The 21,695-nt window shown below is 69.5% G+C and carries 13 protein-coding genes and 1 riboswitch; of the genes, 5 read left to right on the top strand and 8 right to left on the bottom strand.

Translation table 11 applies throughout. The features are described 5' to 3' along the window. Positions 1-132: 132 nt before the first annotated feature. The 6 genes from cobN to ACLARN_RS38195 form a co-directional block, all read right to left on the bottom strand. The gene (gene cobN, locus ACLARN_RS38220) at positions 133-3,714 is read right to left on the bottom strand and encodes a cobaltochelatase subunit CobN (protein WP_409496358.1); all 3,582 of its coding nucleotides are present in this window, start codon (positions 3,712-3,714) and stop codon (positions 133-135) included. 53 nt (positions 3,715-3,767) lie between these two features. Further along, positions 3,768-3,841, bottom strand: a riboswitch (cobalamin riboswitch). Between the two features lie 240 nt (positions 3,842-4,081). Further along, positions 4,082-5,332 (bottom strand): DUF222 domain-containing protein, encoded by a 1,251-nt coding sequence (locus tag ACLARN_RS38215; protein ID WP_409496357.1) that lies wholly within the window; start codon positions 5,330-5,332, stop codon positions 4,082-4,084. Positions 5,333-5,458: 126 nt separating this feature from the next. Further along, the gene (locus tag ACLARN_RS38210; protein ID WP_409496356.1) at positions 5,459-5,734 is read right to left on the bottom strand and encodes a hypothetical protein; all 276 of its coding nucleotides are present in this window, start codon (positions 5,732-5,734) and stop codon (positions 5,459-5,461) included. Between the two features lie 218 nt (positions 5,735-5,952). Continuing rightward, entirely contained in the window at positions 5,953-6,198 is a 246-nt protein-coding gene (locus tag ACLARN_RS38205; protein ID WP_409496355.1) for a helix-turn-helix transcriptional regulator, read from the bottom strand. A 3-nt stretch (positions 6,199-6,201) separates the two neighbouring features. Beyond that, positions 6,202-7,053: an ABC transporter permease gene (locus tag ACLARN_RS38200; protein ID WP_409496354.1), complete on the bottom strand. Its 852-nt coding sequence runs from the start codon at positions 7,051-7,053 to the stop codon at positions 6,202-6,204. Next, on the bottom strand, positions 7,053-7,958 hold the full coding sequence (locus ACLARN_RS38195; RefSeq protein ID WP_409496353.1) for an ABC transporter ATP-binding protein: 906 nt from the start codon (positions 7,956-7,958) through the stop codon (positions 7,053-7,055). Before ACLARN_RS38195 ends, ACLARN_RS38200 begins: the two co-directional genes overlap by 1 nt. A gap of 98 nt (positions 7,959-8,056) precedes the next feature. Here ACLARN_RS38195 and ACLARN_RS38190 point away from each other — a divergent pair, with 98 nt between their 5' ends. The 3 genes from ACLARN_RS38190 to ACLARN_RS38180 are packed head-to-tail and all read left to right on the top strand — an operon-like array spanning position 8,057 to position 11,276. Continuing rightward, complete coding sequence (locus tag ACLARN_RS38190; protein ID WP_409496352.1) at positions 8,057-9,154, top strand: precorrin-3B synthase; 1,098 nt, start codon at positions 8,057-8,059, stop codon at positions 9,152-9,154. Continuing rightward, positions 9,151-9,774, top strand: a complete 624-nt coding sequence (locus ACLARN_RS38185; RefSeq protein ID WP_409496351.1) for a precorrin-8X methylmutase — start codon at positions 9,151-9,153, stop codon at positions 9,772-9,774. The genes ACLARN_RS38190 and ACLARN_RS38185 overlap by 4 nt, the downstream gene beginning before the upstream one ends. Beyond that, positions 9,771-11,276: a precorrin-2 C(20)-methyltransferase gene (locus ACLARN_RS38180; protein ID WP_409496350.1), complete on the top strand. Its 1,506-nt coding sequence runs from the start codon at positions 9,771-9,773 to the stop codon at positions 11,274-11,276. The genes ACLARN_RS38185 and ACLARN_RS38180 overlap by 4 nt, the downstream gene beginning before the upstream one ends. On the opposite strand, the gene ACLARN_RS38175 is transcribed toward ACLARN_RS38180, so the two are convergent. Beyond that, positions 11,267-11,896: a LuxR C-terminal-related transcriptional regulator gene (locus ACLARN_RS38175; RefSeq protein ID WP_409496349.1), complete on the bottom strand. Its 630-nt coding sequence runs from the start codon at positions 11,894-11,896 to the stop codon at positions 11,267-11,269. The two genes, ACLARN_RS38180 and ACLARN_RS38175, sit on opposite strands and share 10 nt — an antisense overlap. Positions 11,897-11,990: 94 nt before the next feature. Here ACLARN_RS38175 and ACLARN_RS38170 point away from each other — a divergent pair, with 94 nt between their 5' ends. After that, positions 11,991-15,653 carry a hypothetical protein gene (locus ACLARN_RS38170; RefSeq protein WP_409496348.1) on the top strand — a complete coding sequence of 1,221 codons (3,663 nt, stop codon included), beginning with the start codon at positions 11,991-11,993 and terminating at the stop codon, positions 15,651-15,653. A gap of 499 nt (positions 15,654-16,152) precedes the next feature. Further along, the gene (gene helR, locus ACLARN_RS38165) at positions 16,153-18,324 is read left to right on the top strand and encodes an RNA polymerase recycling motor ATPase HelR (RefSeq protein WP_409496347.1); all 2,172 of its coding nucleotides are present in this window, start codon (positions 16,153-16,155) and stop codon (positions 18,322-18,324) included. A 239-nt stretch (positions 18,325-18,563) separates the two neighbouring features. On the opposite strand, the gene ACLARN_RS38160 is transcribed toward helR, so the two are convergent. After that, the gene (locus ACLARN_RS38160) at positions 18,564-21,683 is read right to left on the bottom strand and encodes an arabinosyltransferase domain-containing protein (protein ID WP_409496346.1); all 3,120 of its coding nucleotides are present in this window, start codon (positions 21,681-21,683) and stop codon (positions 18,564-18,566) included. Between the last annotated feature and the right edge of the window lie 12 nt (positions 21,684-21,695).

Here is a 21,695-nt window from a genome sequence, read left to right as displayed (position 1 = left end):
CGACCTTCAACAGACGCTTGATCATCGCTGTCCTCCCGATCGTTGTCGTCCCACCGCCCCTGTCACGCTAAGTTCTGCGCATACGACAGTGGTACCGCCGGGAGGGCCAAGAGGCTGCTCCAGCGGGTGACGTCAGGATTCGAGGTCGCCCTCCAGCGAGAGGTAGACCTCGCGCAGCTGAGCCAAAAGGTCGGCGTCCGGCTCCGCCCAGAGCCCCCGGTCGGCCGCCTCGTTCAGCCGCTCGATGATGCCGCGCAGCGCCCACGGGTTGGCCTGGCGCAAGAACTCCTGGTTGACCTCGTCGAGCACGTAGGACTCGGTGAGCTTCTCGTACATCCAGTCGCCGACCACCCCGGCGGTGGCGTCGAAACCGAAGAGGTAATCGACCGTCGCCGCCAGCTCGAAAGCGCCCTTGTAGCCGTGCTTGCGCATCGCGGCCAGCCAGCGCGGGTTGACCACGCGGGCACGGAAGACACGGGCGGTCTCCTCGCCGAGGGTGCGGGTGCGGACCGCGTCCGGGGTGGTGCTGTCGCCGACGTAGGACGCCGGAGCGGTCCCGGTCAGCGCGCGGACCGTCGCGATCATGCCGCCGTGGTACTGGAAGTAGTCGTCGGAGTCGGCGATGTCATGCTCGCGGGTGTCGGTGTTCTTGGCCGCGACCACGATCCGCTTGTACGAGTTCTCCATGTCCTCGCGCGCCGGCCTGCCGTCGAGGTCGCGGCCGTAGGCGAAGCCGCCCCAGACCGCGTAGACCTCGGCGAGATCCTTGTCGTCACGCCAGTTCCCGGAGTCCATCAGCGGCAGCAGGCCCGCGCCGTACGCGCCGGGCTTGGAACCGAAGATCCTCGTGGTGGCCCGGCGTTCGTCACCGTGCGCGGCCAGATCCGCGCGAGTGTGGGCACGCACGAAGTTCTGCTCATCCGGTTCGTCCAGGTTCGCCACCAGGCGGACGGCGTCGTCCATCAGCGCGATCACATGCGGGAAGGCGTCACGGAAGAAACCGCTGATCCGCACGGTGACGTCGACGCGCGGGCGGCCGAGTTCAGCGAGCGAGATCGCCTCGATCCCGGTGACCCGCCGCGAAGCCTCGTCCCAGACGGGCTGGACACCCAGCAGGGCAAGGACTTCCGCCGCGTCGTCACCCGAAGTGCGCATGGCCGACGTACCCCAGACCGAGAGGCCAACCGAACGTGGCCAGTCGCCGGTGTCCTCTTTGTAACGGCGGAGAAGCGAGTCCGCGAGCGCCTGCCCGGTCTCCCAAGCGAGACGGCTCGGGATGGCCTTCGGGTCGACGGTGTAGAAGTTGCGGCCGGTCGGCAGCACATTGATCAAGCCACGCAACGGAGAACCACTGGGACCCGCCGGGATGTAGCCGCCGTCGAGCGCGTGGAGCACGGCGTCGATCTCGGCGCCGGTGCCCGCCAGGCGCGGCACGATCTCGGTGGCGGCGAAGGTCAGCACGCGGGCGACGTCCTGGTGTTCGGGGACGTCGGCGACGACCTCGGCGACGGCGGCGGGGGACCAGTCACGGGCCTCCATCGCCTCGACGAGCGAGCGGGCCTTCTGCTCGATCGCGTCCACTTCGGACAGTGGTGCGTCGCTGTTCTCCTTCAACCCCAAGGCGGAGCGGAGTCCCGGAACAGCACCTTGTTTGCCGCCCCACATCTGCTGGGCACGCAGCATCGCGAGCACGAGGTTGATCCGCGCCTCACCTTCCGGCGCGGCACCGAGGATGTGCAGGCCGTCGCGGATCTGGGCGTCCTTGACCTCGCACAGCCATCCGTCGATGTGCAGCAGGAAGTCGTCGAACTCCGCGTCGTGCGGGCGTTCCTCGACACCGAGGTCGTGGTCGAGCTTCGCGGCCTGGATCAGCGTCCAGATCTGCGCGCGGACCGCGGGCAGCTTCGCCGGGTCCATCGCGGCGATGTTGGCGTGCTCGTCGAGAAGCTGCTCCAGGCGGGCCATGTCGCCGTAGCTCTCGGCGCGGGCCATCGGCGGGATCAGGTGGTCGACGATCGTGGCGTGCGCACGCCGTTTCGCCTGCGCGCCCTCGCCGGGGTCGTTGATCAGGAACGGGTAGATCAGCGGCAGGTTGCCGAGGACGGCGTCCGGCGCGCAGGAATCCGAGAGGCCCGCGGTCTTGCCGGGAAGCCATTCCAGCGAACCGTGTTTGCCGAGGTGGACGACGGCGTGCGCGCCGAACTCCTGCTCCAGCCAGCGGTAGGCGGCGAGATAGTGGTGGCTCGGCGGGAGGTCCGGGTTGTGGTAGATCGCCACCGGGTTCTCGCCGAACCCGCGGGGCGGCTGGATCATCAGGATGACGTTGCCGGACTGCAGGGACGCCAGGACGATGTCGCCGTTGTCGACGTAGAGCTCACCGGGGGCGGGACCCCAGTGCTCCTCCATCCCCTCGCGCAGCTCCGCGGGCAGCTCGGCGAACCACTCGCGATACTTGTCGGCCGGGACGCGGATCGGGTTGCCGGACAGCTGTTCCTCGGTCAGCCACTCCGGATCTTGGCCGCCCGCGGCGATGAGCGCGTGGATCAGGGCGTCGCCGTCCGGCTGGTCGGTGCCGGTCGGCTCGACGCCGGGGAACGGGTCCTCGCCGAGGTCGTAGCCCCGGTCACGCATGCGGCGCAGGAGTTCGATCGCGGACGCGGGCGTGTCGAGGCCGACGGCGTTGCCGACGCGAGAGTGCTTGGTGGGGTACGCAGACAGCATCAGCGCGATCTTGCGCTCCTGAGGCGGCGTGTGCCGCAGGCGGGCGTGCGCCAGCGCGATCTTGGCGACGCGGGACGCACGCTCGGCGTCCGGCACATACTTGGGGAGGCCGTCGTCGTCGATCTCCTTGAACGAGAACGGGACGGTGATGAGGCGCCCGTCGAACTCGGGCACGGCCATCTGGTTACCCGCGTCGAGCGGGGAGAGCCCGTCGTCGTTCGCCGACCAGGTCTCGCGATCGCTGGTGAGGCACAGTGCCTGGAGAATCGGGATGTCGAGCGCGGCCATCTCGGCGACGTCCCACGCCTCGTCGTCCCCGCCCGCCCCGACCTCGGACGGCTTGGTGCCGCCGGCGGCCAGCACGGTCACGAGGAGCGCGTCGGCCTTGGCCAGCTCGGCCATCATCTCCGGCTCGCGGGTGCGCAGGGACGCGCAGTGGATCGGGAGCGCGCGGCCCCCGGCGTCCTCGATGGCGTCGGAGAGGGCGTGGACGAACTCGGTGTTCCCGGACAGGTGATGCGCTCGGTAGTAGAGGATCGCGATGACCGGGCCCTCGGTGGTCTTGGTCGTGCGCTCGAGGACTCCCCAGAGCGGCTGCACCGCGGGTGGCTCGAAACCGTCGCCGGTGAGCAGGAGCGTGTCACTCAGGAAGCGGTGCAGCTGGGTGAGGTTCTCCGGCCCGCCCTGCGCCAGGTACGCGTGAGCCTCGGCCGCCGTACCGGCCGGGACCGTCGAGAGCTTCATGAGCTGCGCGTCTGGCGTCTGCTCGCCGCCGAGGACGACCACGTGCGCGCCACTCGCGCGGACCGCGTCGAGCCCGTCGGACCAGCTGCGCTCGGACCCCAGGATCCGGACGACGACGATCTGGGCGCCGTCGAGCAGTGCGGGCAACTCGGCCAGGTCGAGCCGGGCGGGGTTCGCCAGCCGGTAATCGGCCTCGCTGGAACGGGCGCTGAGCAGGTCGGTGTCCGAAGTGGACAGAAGCAGGATCACGGCAGTCCTCACTCGGGGTGTCCGCGCCCCGGGTCGTGCGGTCGCGACGGCCGGAGTTCCTGGCTTCCCCTCTTTGGCTGGAGGGGTGACAGTGGCGGGACCGCCCCGGAGTCTCACCGGGTTCCTCCGCTTGCCGACGCGTGGGTTCCCGCTCACTCTCCGGTGCGGTCCGGCGGGAGTCAAGGTGATGTGTCCGGCAGGGGCATCTCCGCTGGTGGAGGGGTGTGACTGAGTTTCCGGATGGTTGGGCGCGCGGGGCAGGGGTGGCTCTTGGGGTTCTGGTGCCGTGATGCTGGGGCTCGGGTCTCGTGTGGGCATGCCGAGGGGCCCGTCGCCGGTGTGGCTGGCGGGCTCCTCGGGGTCAGAGTCAGGCAGGGAGGGTGTTGCGCCGGGTTCTTCGCAACGGATCCAGATACTGGGGTGGTATGAACTCCGGCAGCCCGTCGGGGGCTATGCGGACTTGCCAATCGCCATGATGAATCAGCCGATGATGGAAAGAACAGACCAGCACTAGATTCCGCAGATCGGTCGGTCCGCCATCTGCCCAGTGATGAATGTGGTGGGCGTGGCAGTTCTTGGGTCTGCGGTTGCAGCCGGGGAAGGCGCAGCCCCGGTCCCGGATGTTCAAGGCTCGGCGTTGGCCTGGGGTGACGAACCGCCTGAGCCGTCCCACATCGAGAGGTTCCCCGGCGGCGTTGAGCACGACCGGCAGCATGAGGCAGTCGCAGGCGGCCATGCGTGCTTCGCGGGCGGTCATCGTGCCGACGAAGTCGAGGCAGGCGGTCCCTAGCCCGGTTTTGAGTTCCTCCAGGCCGATGGTGACATGCACCAAGGTCCGGTAGCCATTGGTGCCGGGCTGATCAGGGCAGGCCACCGCGAGATCGACAAGGTCGACCCAGGCGTCCCCCTGGCGTTCGGCTTTGCTGCGTAGGTCGGCCTGGCCGAACTCGTCCACCGGACGCGGCTTCGCGTAAGCCTCCAATGCCGCCGCGGTCCGAGCCCCGGACTCGTCATCGAGCAGGCCCTTCAGATTCCAGAACCCGTCCTTCCGGCGTTCCAACGTCAGTTCCCGGCGGGGCTGGGCAGGTTCGGGGTCCTTGGGTTCGTTGCCGTCCGGGTCGAGCCATCCCAGCAGTTGCTCTCCGAGTTCCGACACTTGCCGAGGACCCGCCTTCCGGGCCAGGTCGGCGAGTGTCTTCTCCGCGTGCTCCCGATCCTCTGCCGCCACCTCGCCGGGGATCTGCCGCAGGATCTCCAGGATCTGTTTGATCCGTTCCTCGCCGATCGCACCGTCCGCCGCCGCCGCGCCGGTCGCGGGCGCGAACGCCGGGATCTCGGTGCCGTCGAGAGCGCGGGTGGGGTTCAGGTCGATCGCGCGATTCACATATGGCCGCGCCTCACCCACAGACAACCCGGCGATATCGGCGAACCACGAAACCGTCGTCCCATAGCCGTACAAGTCTTTCACGCCACGGGACTCGACCTCCGCCAAATACCGGCCCAATCCGGCGGACGCGACCCGCATCACCTGCAGGAACTGCTGCACGCCGTGGGCAAGCTCCAGCTTGCCAGCGCGCCACAGTTCCTGCGGCAACTCGGGAAGGATCGTCTCGGACACACCCCCACAATACCGCATTCCTGTCGAACAGGTGTTCGTAATTTTACGTTACCGCGAACCGGTGCATTTACCACTGAAGGGTGATCCGGTCGGTTCGCGTGGTTACCGCATTTAGCCGACTAATTGCTAGTCGGCGAGTCGCTTCCGCAGGATCGCGACCTGTTCCCGCAGGGAAACGACCGCCTCGGCGAGATCCACCGGATCGACGGTCACCGCCCACTCCTGGATGAGCCTGGACCGCATGCGGAGGACCTCCTTCTCCGCGTCGCGCACGATCGCCGCCTGGGGGTACTCCTGGGCGTCGACGGCCGCTTCCTTGCGTCGCCGGTGCTCGGCGATCTCGATCGGCGGGCGGCAGGGCCGCGAACGGGGGCGCCGGGCCGGGTCCGCCCCAGACGGCATTCTCGTCGAGCAGTGGCGCCCAGATCACGCACCAGCTCTTCCGTCACACCAAGTTCGTCCAGTATGGGAGCCGACCCGCCGCCTGCCGACGGCAATCCGGCGATCATCTCGATGAAGCCGTTGTGCCGTAGCACTTCGCGGACTTCGGCGGTGACCGGGAACCCCGACTCGGTGCCCGTCGCGTCCCAGGCGGACAGCGTGTGCCCGCTCCAGCAGGCTCACGCTGTCCGCTCCGAAGAGGAGTCCCCGATCCGCGGGAAAGGAGCGGTGGAGAAGATGATCTCCACCGCCACCTCGAAGAACTCCGCGATCCGCAGTGCGAGGTAGAGGCTCGGGCTGTACTCGCCGCGTTCGAGGTAGCCGATGGTCTGGTAGTGCACGCCCAGCGCATCGGCGAGTTCGCGGCGGGAGATGCCCCGTTCCGCTCGCAGCATCGCGATCCGGTTGTATACGACCTCGCTCATGAACTAGCCAATTCGCTGCATCGCCTTTTCCCGTCGTGCCGCCACCGAGGACCCGGACTCGCGCCGCGCCATACGCCGCAGGACGACCGGGGCCAGTGCCAATCCGATCACGGTCCACGCGGTCAGCACGCCGAGGGTCTCCCACGGCCGCCAAGATTGCCCGATCTCGATCATCACCGTCGAGTCCGGCAGCAACGAGGACCGCATGCCGAGGCCGAGCCAGTACATCGGGAACACCTGCGCGATGTACTGCAGCCATTCCGGCAGCGCGGTGATCGGGTAGAAGATCCCCGAGATCGCGCCGAGGCCCAGTGTCGGCAGCATGATCAGGCCGATGCTGCGCGCGTTCGTGGTCAGCGAGCCGAAGATCGCGCCGATCGGCATGGTGGCGAGCAGGCCGAGCACCAGCACCCACAGAAGGCCCAGCCACGACGCCCACCCGCCCGGCGCGATGCCGTCGAACAGGATCAAGCTGGGAATCAGGACCAGCAGCATCCCGATGACCGTGCCGATGGAGATCGTGAAGACCTTGCCGACAAGGTAGCCGACCATGCCGTTCGGGGTGGCCTTGGCGCGCAGGAGCGTGCCGTCCTCGCGTTCGACGGCGAGGACGCCTGCCATCCCGAGCATGCCGCTGAACACGATCGACGCGCCCAGCACACTGGGCACGGTGGCGGCGCCGAGCGAGAACTCCGTTCCCGGAAGTTTCGCGTTACGCATGAAGAACATGGCGACCACGAAGAGCGCCGGGAAGAGGAAGGTGTTGAACAGGTCCTCGCTGTTGGTCAGGGTCTGGCGCGACTCGAGAAGGCCACGTCTGACGCCCAGCCGGACACTGTGCTGAATCGCGTTCATCACACACCCACCTCCGAGCGGGGAGCTTCGGCCTTGCGGACCAGGGTCATGTAGGTGTCTTCCAGCGACGCCCGCCGGACCTCGAGGTCGCCGATGGCGTCCCCGTGCTGCTTGAACAGTTCGTGCACGTACTTCGTCGATTCCGTGGTCGCGTGCACGAATCGCTGGCCGTCCAGCGTCCAGCGCACCTCGGCCTCGCCGGCGATCTGCCTGCTCAGCGAGTCGGCGGAACCGTCGGCGACGATCCGCCCGTGGTTCAGGATCAGGATCCGGTCGGCCAGTTTCTCGGCCTCGTCGAGGTCGTGCGTGGTCAGCAGGATCGTCGTGTCGTCGTCATCGGTCAGCCGGTGCACGAGTTCGTGGAACTCGCGCCGGGCCTCCGGGTCCAGTCCGGCGGTCGGTTCGTCGAGGAACAGCAGTTCCGGACGCCCGACGATGCCGATCGCGACATCCAGCCTGCGCCGCTGCCCGCCCGAGAGCATCCGGACCTTCTTGTCCGCGTGCTCGGTCAGCCCGACCGCGGCGACCAGTTCGTCCGGATCCCACGGCCGCTTGATGCGGTCGGTGGAGTACGGCGCGTAGTAGCCGCCGAGGTGCTCCAGCAGCTCCCGCACGCGCCATTTCGCGTGGTCGCGCCAGGCTTGGAGGACGACTCCCAGCCGCGCCCTCCAGTTCTCGTCCGCGTGCGCCGGGTCGATGCCCAGCACGCTGACCTCGCCTTCCGAGCGCATCCGGAAGCCTTCGAGGATCTCGATCGTCGTGGTCTTGCCCGCCCCGTTCGGCCCCAGCAGGCAGATCACCTCGCCGCGGTGCGCGGTGAAGTCCACGCCGTGGAGGACGTCGTTCGTCCCGTACCGCATCCGAAGATCTTTGACGGAGATCATCAGGTCTTGTGGATCTCTCATTGGTCACCCCCATCTCAGTGCTGCGACTGAATGTAGCACACCTACTACATATGATCTGAGAGATACTCTCCTCTGAAGTGGCCATCTACAGTGAGCGCATGTCCACGAGCGCGCGTGTCCGAGCCGACGCGTGCCCCGGCGTTTTCGCCACGCACGACGCGGCCGACGGTCCGCTCGCCCGGGTCCGGCTGCCCGGCGGCGCCATCACAGGAGCCCAGCTCAGGGCACTTGCGGACGCCGCCGACGACCTCGGAGACGGCGCTCTTCACCTGACTTCCCGCGGCAACGTCCAGCTGCGCGGCGTCACCCGTCCAGGGCTCGCGGGCAGGCTCTCCGCGGCCGGGCTCCTGCCCTCGCCGTCGCATGAACGCGTCCGCAACATCCTCGCCTCGCCCCTGAGTGGCGTCGCGCAAGAACTCGCCCCGGCACTCGACAAGGCCCTGTGCGCCGTCCCTGAGCTGGCCGAACTTCCCGGACGCTTCCTCTTCGCGTTCGACGGCGGTCGCGGCGACGTCTCAGGGGAGGGCGCCGACGTCTGCTGGCGCGACGGCGCGTTGCTGCTCGACGGCGCCGACACCGGCCTGCGCGTGACCGCGGAACACGCCGTCGAGGCGCTGATCTCGGTCGCGCGCGCCTTCGTCCGCATCAGGGAAACCGCCTGGCGGGTCAGCGAACTTCCCGACACGGAACCACTTCTTCGTGACATACCGGGCGAAAAAGAAGAACCGCGGGACTTCGACACGAACCCAGGCCTGCCTATCGGGCCCCTCGGTGACGCCATCGGGGTCGCCCCGGTCTTCGGCCGCCTGACCGCCGAACAGGTGCGCGCGATCGCGAGGGCCGGGAACGCCGTGGTCACGCCGTGGCGTTCGATCCTCGTCCTCGGCACGCTGGACGGCGACTCGGGCTTGATCGTCGATCCTCAGGCGCCGTCGCTCGGGATCAGTGCCTGCATCGGACGCCCGGGTTGTGTGAAGTCGCTCGCCGACGTCCGGGCCGATGCGGCGCGGGTCGGCGAGACCCCGAGGGTCCATTTCGCCGGTTGTGCGCGGCGGTGCGGAAAGCCCGCGCGCGAGCACGTCGACGTGGTCGCGACGGAGGACGGTTATCTGGTCGACGGGGTATGGGTCCCGGTCGGCGATCTGGCCAGGACGTTGGCGCGGAAGGGCAGTGCCGAAGTGAAGGGACAGCAGTGATCGACTACATCCGGGACGGGGCCGAGATCTACCGGCATTCGTTCGCCACCATCCGCGAGGAGGCGGATCTCGCGATCCTGCCCGACGACGTGGCGGTGCTGGCCGTGCGGATGATCCACGCGTGCGGGATGGTCGACCTCGTCGACGACCTCCGCTACAGCCTGGACGTGGTGGAGTCCGGCCGTGCGGCGCTCGAAGCGGGCGCGCCGATCCTCTGCGACGCGAACATGATCGCGTCCGGGGTGACCCGCAAACGTTTGCCTTCGGCCAACGAGGTGCTGTGCACGCTGTCCGACCCGAAGGTGCCGGGGCTGGCCGAGCGGATGGGCACCACCCGTTCCGCGGCCGCGCTGGAGCTGTGGCGCGACAAGCTGCCAGGGTCCGTGGTGGCGATCGGCAACGCGCCCACCGCGTTGTTCCGCCTGCTGGAATTACTGGATGAGGGCGTCGGTGCCCCGGCCGCGATCATCGGTGTCCCGGTGGGCTTCGTCGGCGCCGCCGAGTCCAAAGTGGAGCTTGCCGAGCAGGCCCCCGCTCCGTATCTGGTGGTGCACGGACGCCGCGGCGGCAGCGCGATGGCCGTCGCCGCGATCAACGCGATGGCGAGTGAGGTCGAATGAGCGGGCTCGGGAAACTCTGGGGGGTCGGACTCGGTCCCGGCGACCCGGAACTGATGACGGTCAAGGCCGCGCGGCTGATCGGCGAGGCCGACGTCATCGCCTATCACAGCGCCCGGCACGGTCGGAGCATCGCGCGTTCGGTCGCCGAGCCGTACCTGCGGGGCAGCCAGATCGAGGAGAAGCTGGTCTACCCGGTCACCACCGAGACCACCGACCACCCGGGCGGCTACGAAGGCGCCATCGCCGACTTCTACGAGCTGAGCGCGAAACGGCTCGCCGAACACCTCGACGCCGGACGTGACGTGGTCGTGCTCTGCGAAGGCGACCCGTTCTTCTACGGCTCCTACATGTACATGCACGAACGGCTCGCCGACCGCTACGAGGCGACCGTGGTGCCCGGCGTGACGTCGGTCAGCGCGGCGTCGTCGGTGCTCGGTCGTCCGCTGGTGCAGCGTGACGAGGTCCTCACCATCCTGCCCGGCACGCTGCCCGCGCCGGAACTCGCGCGACGCCTCGCCGACACGCAGGCCGCGGCGGTGCTCAAACTCGGCCGCACGTTCGGCAACGTCCGCGAGGCGCTGGCCGAGGCCGGGAAGCTGGACGACGCCGTCTACATCGAACGCGCGACCTGGCAGGCGCAGCGTGTCGAGCCGCTCGCCGACGTCGACCCGGAGTCGGTGCCGTACTTCTCGCTGGCGCTGCTGCCCAGCCCGGCTTACGCGTCGCGTCTCGCGGGGGAACGCCCGAAGCAAACGACTCCGGAAACCCGCGCCGGTGGCGAAGTCGTGGTCGTCGGGCTCGGCCCGGCGGGACCGGACTGGCTGACCCCCGAAGCGACCGAGGAACTGGCCGCGGCGGAACACATCGTCGGCTACGGCCCGTACGTCGCGCGCGTGCCGCAGCGCGCGGGCCAGCGGCGGCACGCGTCGGGTAACCGGGTCGAGGCGGAACGCGCCGTCGAGGCGCTGGAACTGGCCGCGAACGGTGCCAAGGTCGCGGTGGTGTCGTCGGGTGATCCCGGTGTGTTCGCGATGGCGTCGGCGGTGCTGGAGCAGGTCGCCGCCGGGCACGGCACGGGGACGCGGGTGCGGATCGTGCCGGGGGTGACCGCCGCGCAGGCGGCCGCGTCCAGGGTCGGCGCCCCGCTGGGGCACGACTACTGCGTGCTGTCGCTGTCCGACCGGCTCAAGCCGTGGGAGATCATCGAGAAACGGCTCGACGCGGCGGGTGCCGCGGACCTCGTGCTCGCGCTCTACAACCCGGCGTCGCGCACGCGGACCACGCAGCTCGCGCAGGCCCGCGACGTCCTGCTCCGGCATCGCGTGCCGGAGACGCCGGTGGTCGTCGCCCGCGACGTCGGCGGCCCGGAGGAGGACATCCGCGTGGTCACCCTCGGCACCCTGGATCCGGCGACGGTGGACATGCGCTGCCTGCTGATCGTGGGTTCGTCGAAGACCCGCGCCGAGAACGGAGTCGTCTGGACGCCACGCACTTACGAGTGACGGCCCAGCCCCGCGTTGCGCGCCTGCCCGAGCAGCACCGCGCGGTCGTCCGTGCCGACCTTGGCGTGTACCGACGAGACGACGTTGCGCACGGTCTTGGGCGCGAGCCCCAGCTGTCGCGCGATGGCCGGGACCCCCAGCCCGCCGGCCAGGAGGTCGAGCACCTCGTGTTCGCGTGAGGTCAGCCGCGGGAACGCCCGCAGCGGCTGCGCCGCGGCCAGCAGACCGTAAAGCCGGTCGGCCGCGCGCTCGCCGAAGACGACCGCGCCCGCCGCCACCCCGCGGATGAACCGGACCAGATCGGCGTGACCCGCGCTCCGGGACAGGACGCCACGGGCGCCCGCGTGCATCGCGGCGACCACGAGTTCGCCGTCGCCGGGCGGGGTCAGCACGAGTACGGCGGTCTCCGGCACGCGGGACGACACCTCACGCGTCACGGCGAGTCCGTCGAGCGCGGGCGGGTGAACGGGCAGGACGAGGACGTCCGGGCGCAGCACGGTGGCGTGCCAGATCGCTTCGCGTTCGTCGGGGGTGTGGGCGACCACCTGCAGCTCCGAGGACGCGGGCGGTTCGGGGACGCCCGCGAAGACCACTGTCACCACTGGGGTTCGAATCGGCACGCCATCGGTTGTAGCGCAGAACTTTTGTACAGTGTCCGGCCGTTTTCGGTGAACAATGTCCATTCGATAACGCTTCGACGATCAGGGGGGCCTGGTGCCGAGACGCGAGCGCCCGCTGGGGCCGGGCGACGACGTCGTCGTGAGGTTCGCGGCGGACCTTCGGCTGCTTCGTGAGAAGGCCGGAGGGCCGACGTACCGCGAGCTTTCGTCCCGCGCGGGCTACTCGGCCGCCGCGCTGTCCGAGGCGGCGGGCGGGCGGAAACTGCCGGGGCTCGCGGTGACGGTCGCGTACGTCACCGCGTGCGGCGGCGACGTCCCGGCGTGGGAGGACCGCTGGCGCGCCGTCGCCGCCGGACTCGCCGCGGCCACCGGCGAACGCGAGGAGACCGAGCTTCCGTATCTCGGGCTGTCCGCGTTCCAGACGGCCGACGCCGCCCGGTTCTTCGGCCGGGAGCGACTGGTCGCCGAGCTGACCGGCAAACTCGCGGAACGACGGCTCGTCGGCGTCTTCGGCGCTTCGGGCTCGGGGAAATCTTCCGTCCTGCGGGCCGGCTTGGCGGCGGCGAGTGAACGCCCGGTCGTCCTGCGCACACCTGGAGCGCATCCGCTCGAAGAGGACCTCGACGCCGAGGGGCGGCTGCTGATCGTCGACCAGTTCGAGGAGGTCTACACCCTCTGCGGTGATCAGGACGAACGTGATCGCTTCGTCGACGCGCTACTGGCGCTCGCCCGCGACGAACACGGGACCCGGGTCGTCCTCGGTGTCCGTGCGGACTTCTACGGTCACCTCTGCCGTCACGCCGGTCTGGTCGAGGCGCTCACCGACGCGCAGGTGATGGTCGGCCCGATGACCGCCGACGAACTCCGGACCGCGATCGTCGAACCCGCCGTCCGCGCGGGCTGCCGGGTCGAGGCGGCGCTGGTCACGACCCTCGTCGCCGACGCCACCGGCCAGCCCGCGATGCTCCCGCTGGTCTCGCACGCGCTGCTGGAGACCTGGCGGCGGCGCCAGGGGATCACGCTGACCAGCGCCGCGTACGAGGCGGCCGGCGGGATCTTCAACGCGATCGCGCAGACCGCGGAGGCCGTCTACACGGATCTGGAGCCGGACGCCCACGCCGTCGTCCGGCAGATCTTCCTGCGCCTGACCGCGCTCGGCGAAGGCACCGAAGACACGAAGCGCCGTCTCAACCGACGCGAACTCGACGACGATCCGGCGACGACGGAGATCCTCGAACGCCTCGCCGACGCGCGCCTGCTCGTTCTCGACCGTGACGGCGTCGAGATCGCGCACGAAGCCTTGATCCGCAGCTGGCCGCGGCTGCGCGACTGGCTCGCGGAGGACCGCGAAGGGCATCGACTGCACCGTCAGCTGGCCGAGGCGACCGATCTGTGGGAGTCGCTGGATCGCGACAAGGGCAGCCTTTACCGGGGCACGCGGCTCGGTCTCGCGGCCGAATGGGCGGCCAGGGAGCCGGACGCGCTGAGCGCTCGGGAGCAGGCGTTCCTGCGAGCCGGACTCGACGCCGAAGCCGAGGAGACCGCCGTCGGCCGCAAGCGGACCAGAAGGCTGCGAAGACTTGTCGCGCTCCTTCACGTGCTGCTGATCCTGGCGGTCGTCGCCGGTGTGTACGCCGTCGATGCGCGGAACACCGCGACCGACCAGCGGAACGTGGCGCTCGCGCGCAAGGCCGTCGTCGAGGCGAAGGCGTTGCGGGAATCGAACCCGGCGCTGTCGACCCAGCTCAGCCTCGCCGCGCACCGGCTCGCCCCGATCCAGGAGACTCACGACGGTCTGCTCGCGTCCATGGCGGCGCCGTTCGCCACCCGGATGACCTTCGATCCCGGTGACGTCGCGGTCGTGCTGAGCGGGCAGCTCATGATCACCTCCGACGCCTACCAGGCGACCAAGGTGTGGTCCATCGCCGATTCGCGGCGTCCGGTCCTTTTGTCGACGCTGCCAGGATCGACGGAAGTCCGTGGCCCGCTGGCGTTCAGCCGGGACGGACGGGCGCTGGCGACCGTCACCCGCGGGCACCTGGTCCGGCTCTGGGATCTGACCGATCCGCGGCATCCGGTGCGGAAGGCGGACGTCACCGGGCATCGCGCCGTCCTGCTGTCCCTCGATTTCAGCCCGGACGGCCGCCGCCTCGTCACGGGTTCCGCCGACCGCACCATCCAGCTCACCGACGTCGGCGATCTCGGCACGCCGAAACCACTCGGCCGGATTCCGGCCGCCGAACTCGAACGCGCCGTGTTCAGTCCTGACGGCACGAAGCTCGCGGTCACGAACACGAACTGGACGGCGGAACTCTGGGATGTCACCACTCCATCGGCCCCGCGAAGGCGCTCCGTCCTTTCCGGACACAAGGATCTGCAGCTCACCCCATCGTGGAGTCCCGACGGACAGCGGCTGATCACCACGAGCTGGGATCGCACGGCGAGACTCTGGGACGTCGCCGATCCCACCGCGCCTCGGCCGCTTTCGACGTTGACGACCCCCGCTGTGGTCTGGGCGGCCGGGTTCAGCCCGAGCGGAAGGCTGGTGGTGACCGCGGGGGACGACCAGTCCGTGCGCGTGTGGGACGTCACGGGGCAGGCGAAGGAACTGCCGCCGCTGACCGGGCACACGAACGCCATCTGGTGGGCGGGATTCTCCCCGGACGGCAAGACCATCGTGTCCACCAGCGACGACCGGACCGTCCGGCTGCAGGACGTCGGCGAACTCGCGCTGGCTTCGAGCGCGGGCTGGAGCGCCGGCGCGTTCATCGAGCAGGGGCGGATCCTCGTCACCGCCGGGGACGACGTGCGGCTCTGGGCGATGGACGACCCCCGCGCGCCGAGACAGCTCTCGAAACTCCCTGGTCCGGCCACCGTCACCGCCATCGCGCTGAGCCAGGACGGGCGCAGTCTCGCGCTGGCCGCACACGACGGCGCCGGGGTCTCCGGGACGTTCGTGCTCCAGCGCTGGGACATCAGCGATCCGATGGCACCGGTGCTCAGGGCGTCGACCACGGCCATGCCGACCTACTCGCTCGCGTTCAGCCCGGACGGGAAGACCTTCGCCTCCGGCCACGACGACGGGCCGATCCAGCTCTGGGACATCGGCGATCCGGCTCGGTTCGCCGAGCCACGGGTCCTCCCGGTCGGCGACGGGACCGTGTGGTCGCTCGCGTTCACGCCCGACGGGCGGACGCTGGTGGCGAGCCAGGGCCTGGACTCTTCCTCGGTGACGCTGTGGGACGTCGCCGACCCGAAGCGGCCGGGTCTGGTGTCGACCCTGCGGCCCGACGCCGGAGCCCTGTTCAAGATGGCGCTCAGCCCCGACGGCCGCACCGTCGTCGCGGGTGGTGACGACCGGCACCTCTATTTCTGGGACATCGCCGACCGTGCCCACGCCGTGCGGCTGGCGAAACTGGGCGGCAGTCCCGAAGGCATCGGGCATCTCGCGTTCGGGCCGACCGGCCGGGAGCTGGCGGCGTCGGCGTTCCGGACGGTGCGCGTGCTGGATCTGACCGATCCGCGGAATCCGGTCGAAAAAGCGCGGATCAGCGGTTTCGCCGCGACGGTCAACTCGCTGGCGTACCGGCAGGACGGGCGCACGCTCGCGATCGGCAGCAGCGGCGTGCACCTGTGGCAGACGGACGCGGAGCAGGTCGGCGAGGAGATCTGCCGTCTGGCGACGCCGAGGATCACGCGGGAAGAGTGGGAGAGGTACTTTCCGGGGCTCGAATACGCGCCACCATGCGGGGAGTAACGAGGGGTCTGGCTTTGTGTCGCGAAAGCCACTTTCGAGACATCAGATGTCCCCAAAGTGGCTTTCGCGACATGGTCGTTGAGGGCCTGGGGCTGGTCGCTCCAGGATCGGGAGCGGGTCAGGTTCCCAATGTCGCAATGGAGACGCTCAGTGTCCCTGATGCGACATTGGGGACACTGAGCCGCGGTGGCGCCGAGCCGACGCCGCAAGGAACGCCACGCAAATCGCCCAAATCAGACGCTTCCATCTCGTGAAACGTCCCTTATGGGCAGTCGAGAACGCGCGCCAAGTCATGTCCGAAGAGTGACCTGTGTGGACGTATGGCCCGACCGGCCGTGAAGGCACCGAAGGGTCTGCGCGGGAGACGTTCGCACGCGCCGTCATCCGGGGAGTAACTCTCTCCGTAATAAACATATAGCGCATAGGGGGACTTGCCACAAGACCCCGGTCATGCCTCAGACTCACTCGCCGTAGCCGAAACCTGGCGAAATGGGAGTCTGTGTCAACTCAGGGTCATGAAGAAGAGCTGCTGTCCGAGCGCGAGTACGTCGCCGGGCTCTACACGCGCCTGGACGCCGAGCGCGCGCGGGTGAAGGGCGAGTACCAGGCAGCGCTGGGGGGAACCGGCGGGACGGCCATGGAACGCGACGTCGAGGTGCGGGCGCTGGCCAGGGAGTCGCGGCGGCTGGACGTCGTGGACAACGGACTGTGCTTCGGCAGGCTGGACAGCGTCGCGGGGGAGACCTCCCACCTCGGCCGCATCGGGCTTTTCGACGAGAAGAACGACTACGAACCGGTGCTGCTCGACTGGCGGGCACCGGCGGCGCGCCCGTTCTACACCGCGACCGGCGCGACGCCGGAGAAGATGCGCCGTCGCCGTCAATTCCACACGCGCGGGCGCGAGGTGCTCGGGTTCACCGACGAGGTGTTCGGCCGTCCCGGCGGCGACGCGGAGGGTGACGCGGCGCTGCTCGCGGCCGTCAACGCGCCACGCGGCGACGGTATGCGCGACATCGTCGCGACGATCCAGTCCGAACAGGACGAGATCATCCGGCACGAGCACCCCGGTGTGCTGGTGATCGAAGGCGGGCCGGGTACCGGCAAGACCGTGGTGGCGCTGCACCGCGTCGCCTACCTGCTCTACACCCAGCGCGAGCGGATGGAACGTCACGGCGTGCTCGTGGTCGGGCCGAATCCGGCGTTCCTGCACCACATCGGCCGGGTGCTGCCGTCGCTGGGCGAGACCGACGTGGTGTTCATGACCACCGGTGATTTCGTTCCCGGCAAGCACGTCACCGCCGAGGACGGTGCGGAGGCGGCGCGGCTCAAGGGTTCGCTGAAGATGCTGGACGTCCTGGCCGCGGCCGTCGCCGATCGGCAGTCGCTGCCGTCGGAGCCGCTGCCGATCGACCTCTCCGACGTCACCGTCCGGATCGACGCCGAGACCGCGGAATGGGCGAGGGAGGAGGCCCGCAAGAGCGGGCTGCCGCACAACGAAGCGCGTGCGGTGTTCACCGACATCGTGACCTACGTCCTGACCGAGCGGGCGATCGCGCGGATCGGGCGCGGCTGGCTGAGCCGGGACGACCGCGACGAATGGGAGCGGCTGCGCAAGGACCTGCTCAAGGAACTGGCGGAGAGCGAGACGTTCACCTCCGCACTCGACGCGCTCTGGCCGATCCTGACGCCGGAAAGCCTGCTGGGGTCGCTTCTTGCGTCCTCGGAACGGCTTCGCGCGGCCGGGGCCGACCAGGCGCTGCTGCGTGCGAACGGCGAGGCCTGGACGGTGTCGGACATGCCGCTGCTCGACGAACTCGTCGACCTCCTCGGCCGGGACACGGTGGCGGAGAAGGCGGCGGAGGCAGCCGTCGCGCGGGAGAAGAAGGCGGAGGCCGAGTACGCCGAAGGTGTGCTGGACACGATGAAGCTGGACCGCGAGGAGATGGACGAGGACGTCCTGCTGTCCGCCGAAAACCTGCTCTTCGCCGATGAACTCGCCGATCGTTTCGTCGAGCACGACACACGCAGCCTGGTCGAACGCGCTTCCGCGGATCGGGACTGGACGTACCGGCACGTCGTGGTCGACGAGGCGCAGGAACTGTCCGAAATGGACTGGCGGGTGCTGATGCGCCGTTGTCCCAACCGATCCTTCACCGTCGTCGGAGACCTCGCGCAACGCCGGTCCGAGGCAGGGGCGCGGTCGTGGGGCTCGATGCTGGAGCCGTACGTGCCGGGCCGCTGGGTCTACCGGTCGCTGACGGTGAACTACCGCACCCCGGCGGAGATCATGGCCGTCGCCGCCGCGGTGCTCGCCGAATTCGCGCCCGAGGTCCGGGCACCGGATTCGGTCCGCTCCAGCGGTGTCCAGCCGTGGGCGCGTCAGGTGGATTCCTGGGCAGCCGCGATCGAGGAGTTCGTCAAGGACGAAGCCGGACGAGAGGGGACCAGCGTCGTGATCGGGCCGCCGGGAGTGCCGGGTGCCGTGCCCGCCTCGGAGACGAAGGGCCTCGAGTTCGACGCCGTCCTCGTCGTGGACCCGGTGCGGATCCTCGCCGACGGGCCGCGCGGCGCGGCCGAGCTCTACGTCGCGCTCACGCGCGCTACGCAGCGGCTCGGCGTCCTGCACGACGGTGAGCTACCGCTGGCGTTGCAGGGACTGGACAGCGCCTAGACGGTTGATTCCGTGAAAATCACGTGAAGCTCAGGGCGGCGCTGTGACTGTCCATAGAGGACGCCATTCGAGTCAAATTGTCCGATTAGATACCGCATGTCCGTATCGTCAAGGTCGTGAAGGCCTCCTTACCTACCCTCAAGGTAGGCAAGGAGGCCTTCACGACCTTTGGTTCGCGCCGAAGGGGCGTCCGCGACCGACGATGAGCTACCGCTGGCGTTGCAGGGACTGGACAGCGCCTAGCGCGTCGGGTCCTTGCCGTTCGGCTGCCGTGGCCCTGGACCGGGCGACCACCAGCCGGGCACGACCTTCTCTCCGTGGATGATCGTCGGAGCGATCCCCTCGGTGAACGGTTCGACCTGCAGCAGCTGTCCCCACGACTGGCTCGGCTGGCCGATCAGGTAACTGGGCACCTCGGGTTCGGCCGCGACCTCTTCGAGCCAGCCGATCGGGCCGCCGTTGGTGCTGGACGCCCAGTTCGCCTCGTCGGCGACGGCGCCCGCGGTGATCCGGTACTCGGGCATCTTCGAGATGCCGTCGTGCGAGGTCACCGGCTGCACGCACGGGTAGACGAACGACGCGGGCCAGTCGACGTACACCGGCTTGCCCGCGATCTTCTCGGTCAGCGTGGTGAACGTCGGTACGCGGGGCGCGGACGCGGCGATCCAGCCGTCCTCGGTGAGGTCGTTGTCGATGATGTTGATCCGCACGGACGTCGTCTCGGCCGGCAGGTCACGCAGGTTGATCCGGGTGTCGTTCCAGCCGTTGGTTCCCGCGCCCGGCGGGAGCACGAACTGGCTGCGAAGCACCTTCACGCCTTCGCCGGTGTTCACGCCGTAGTCGAGGCTGACCGACGTCGGCCGCCGCGACGCCCCGGCGGTGGCGACCACGATCTGGCCGTCCGCGGGCTTTTCGGCGAGGGCGTACCAGTCGCTTCGCAGTCGCCCTGCCCGCGTTTCGGGGTCGAGGAAACTGCTCCACATCGGCACTTCGTCGGGTTTGAAACCGTGCGGCGGTTCGGCCAGCGGATCCTTGTCGTCGATCGCGCGGGTGTGGAACCCGGTCTGCACGCGGCCGTTGTCCTGCTCCGGATCGGGCAGCGGCGGCGGGGTCTGTCCGGCGGGCGGCTCCTCCTTCTTCACCGGGACCGTCCGCTGTTCGGGCTGGGCCCGCAGGATGCTGGTCGCGGCGTCCCGTTCCACCATCACGTGGTCGGAGAGGTTGCAGCTCTTACCGGACAGATGCCCGAAGTTCGCGGCGCCGAGACTGTAGGAACCGGCCTGGTTGTGGATCGCCCACGCCATGCTGACGAACTCGCCCGTCGCCATCAGGCCACAGACCACCACCAGCGAGAGCGACCCGAGCCGCAGCGACCGGCCCCGGCCTTCCTGCGGTCCCGCGGGGAGTCCCGGCCGGTGCGCGCGGACGTTCTCCACGAACGCGTAGATACCGGAGATCGCGGCCGCGACCAGCAGGATCGTCGACAGCGGGATCCCGCCGATCGACGGCGCCACCCCGGTCCACTGCACGCCGAGTTTCGAGACGAACCAGAAGGAGTTGGGCCCGGTCGCGGCCAGCGCGCCGACCACGAGCAGCCCGGCGAGGAACGCCGCCCGGTTCCGTCTCGACCGCAGCACCGTCGAACTGGTCGCCAGCGCGGTCAGCGCCGCCATGGCCGCGCCGACCGCGGCGAACGCGCCGAAGTGGTGCGTCCACTTGGTCGGCGTCAGCGCCAGCAGCAGGAAGAACAGCGCGACCGTGCCGATCAGGCGGCGGCTGGGGCCGAGCGCGGCGCCGGGGATCCGGCCGCGGCGCAGCAGCACCACCAGACAGGTCCCGGTGCACAGCAACACGAGCAGCACGGGGAACCGGCGTGGCATCGAGCCGTCCGGCAGGCTTTCGAAGAGTAATTGGTAGCGCGCGAGTTCCTGGAACCACGACAGGTTCGGGCCGACCTGGGTGCGGATCCGGGTCGCCTCCTGCACGGTGGCGAAGGTCTGGTCGGCGAACACCACGACCAGCACCAGCAGTCCGGCGGCCAGCACCGGCGCGAGCACCGGCAGCCAGCCGTTCTCGGCGCGCTGGCGGACCAGTTTGAACAGCGGGCGGGCGGCGACCAGGAACGGCGCGACCGCGATCAGCCCGGTCGGCGTCGCGGCCAGGGTGAACCCGGCCGCGGTGAGGCCGAGGGCCAGCGGGAGCAGGCGGCGCGTCACCAGCGCGCGTTCCACGGCGCAGATCGCCAGCAGCGAGCCCAGCGCGGCGACCGGTTCCGGCCGGACGCCGTTGTTGAACGGCATCCACCAGACCAGGAAGACCGCGGCGGCGGCCCAGCCGGCGGCGCGGCTCGTCCGGACCTGAGTGCCGAGGCGCGGCATGACCTCGCGGCTGATCAGCAGCCAGCTCAGCACGCCGAGCAGGAACGACGGGAGCCGGATCCACGGCGGCACCGTGCTGACGTGCGCCATCAGCTGATACACGTGGTAGACCCAGCCGAACGGCGCCTCGGCGACGCCGAACCAGCGGTGGTAGTTGGTCAGGTAGCCGGTCTCTTCGGCCACTCTCGACATCGTGAGGATGTAGCCGTCGTCGGAGGTGACCGGGCCGATGAAGACCCAGGCGCCGAGCGCGACGATCACCGTCGCGTCGCGGGCCGTCAGCCGCCACCAGCCGACCGGCGCCCAGCGCGGCGCGCGGCGGGCGAAACCGGAGTCCATCCGCCACACCGCGATCAGGCAGCCGATGAACGACAGCGCCGCGAGCACGCCGATGATCCACTTCAGCACCGTCGGCGAGGTCTGGTAGCGGGTGTCCGGGACGACCGAGACGTGCAGGCCGCCGATCGGGTCCTTGCCCGCGTTGATCGACGAGTAGATCCCGACCAGCCGCGGCCGGACGTCGCCCTCGGCGTGGAACACCACGGTCTCGGCGACGGTCAGCGTCATCTGGTTCGCGTCCGTACGGAGCTTGACGTCGCAGTTCTGAGGAGACGCTGACTGAGGAGGCAGCGGCTGCTGCACGATCTGCTGGCCCTGGCTGGACGCGAGCAGCACGCCGTTGTCGATGCGCAGTTGCAGGCCGACACCCTTGCCCGCGCGCGGGTCGGTGCGGCCGTCGGGCACGGTGGAGAACAGCAGGGCCTGGCCCTGCGAACGCGCGTCCAGCGAACGGACGGTCGTGCACGGCAGGTCGACGCGCAGGTCCTGTGCCCAGTACCCGGTCAAGGGCGCGTTGACGGAGCGGGTGTCGCCGCCCGTTGGCCAGACGACCTCCGCTGTGTCCTGCACCACCGGCAGGAAGGGGAAAGCCAACGCGCACAAGGCGGACAGCAACCCCAGCGTGACAGCGATCAGACGCATCGGCGCAACGCT

Origin of the sequence: Amycolatopsis sp. cmx-11-12, assembly GCF_046269425.1 — a bacterium.
Lineage (GTDB): Bacteria > Actinomycetota > Actinomycetes > Mycobacteriales > Pseudonocardiaceae > Amycolatopsis.
The sequence above is the reverse complement of the archived record's forward strand: the minus strand, read 5'-3'. Positions and strand labels throughout refer to the sequence as shown.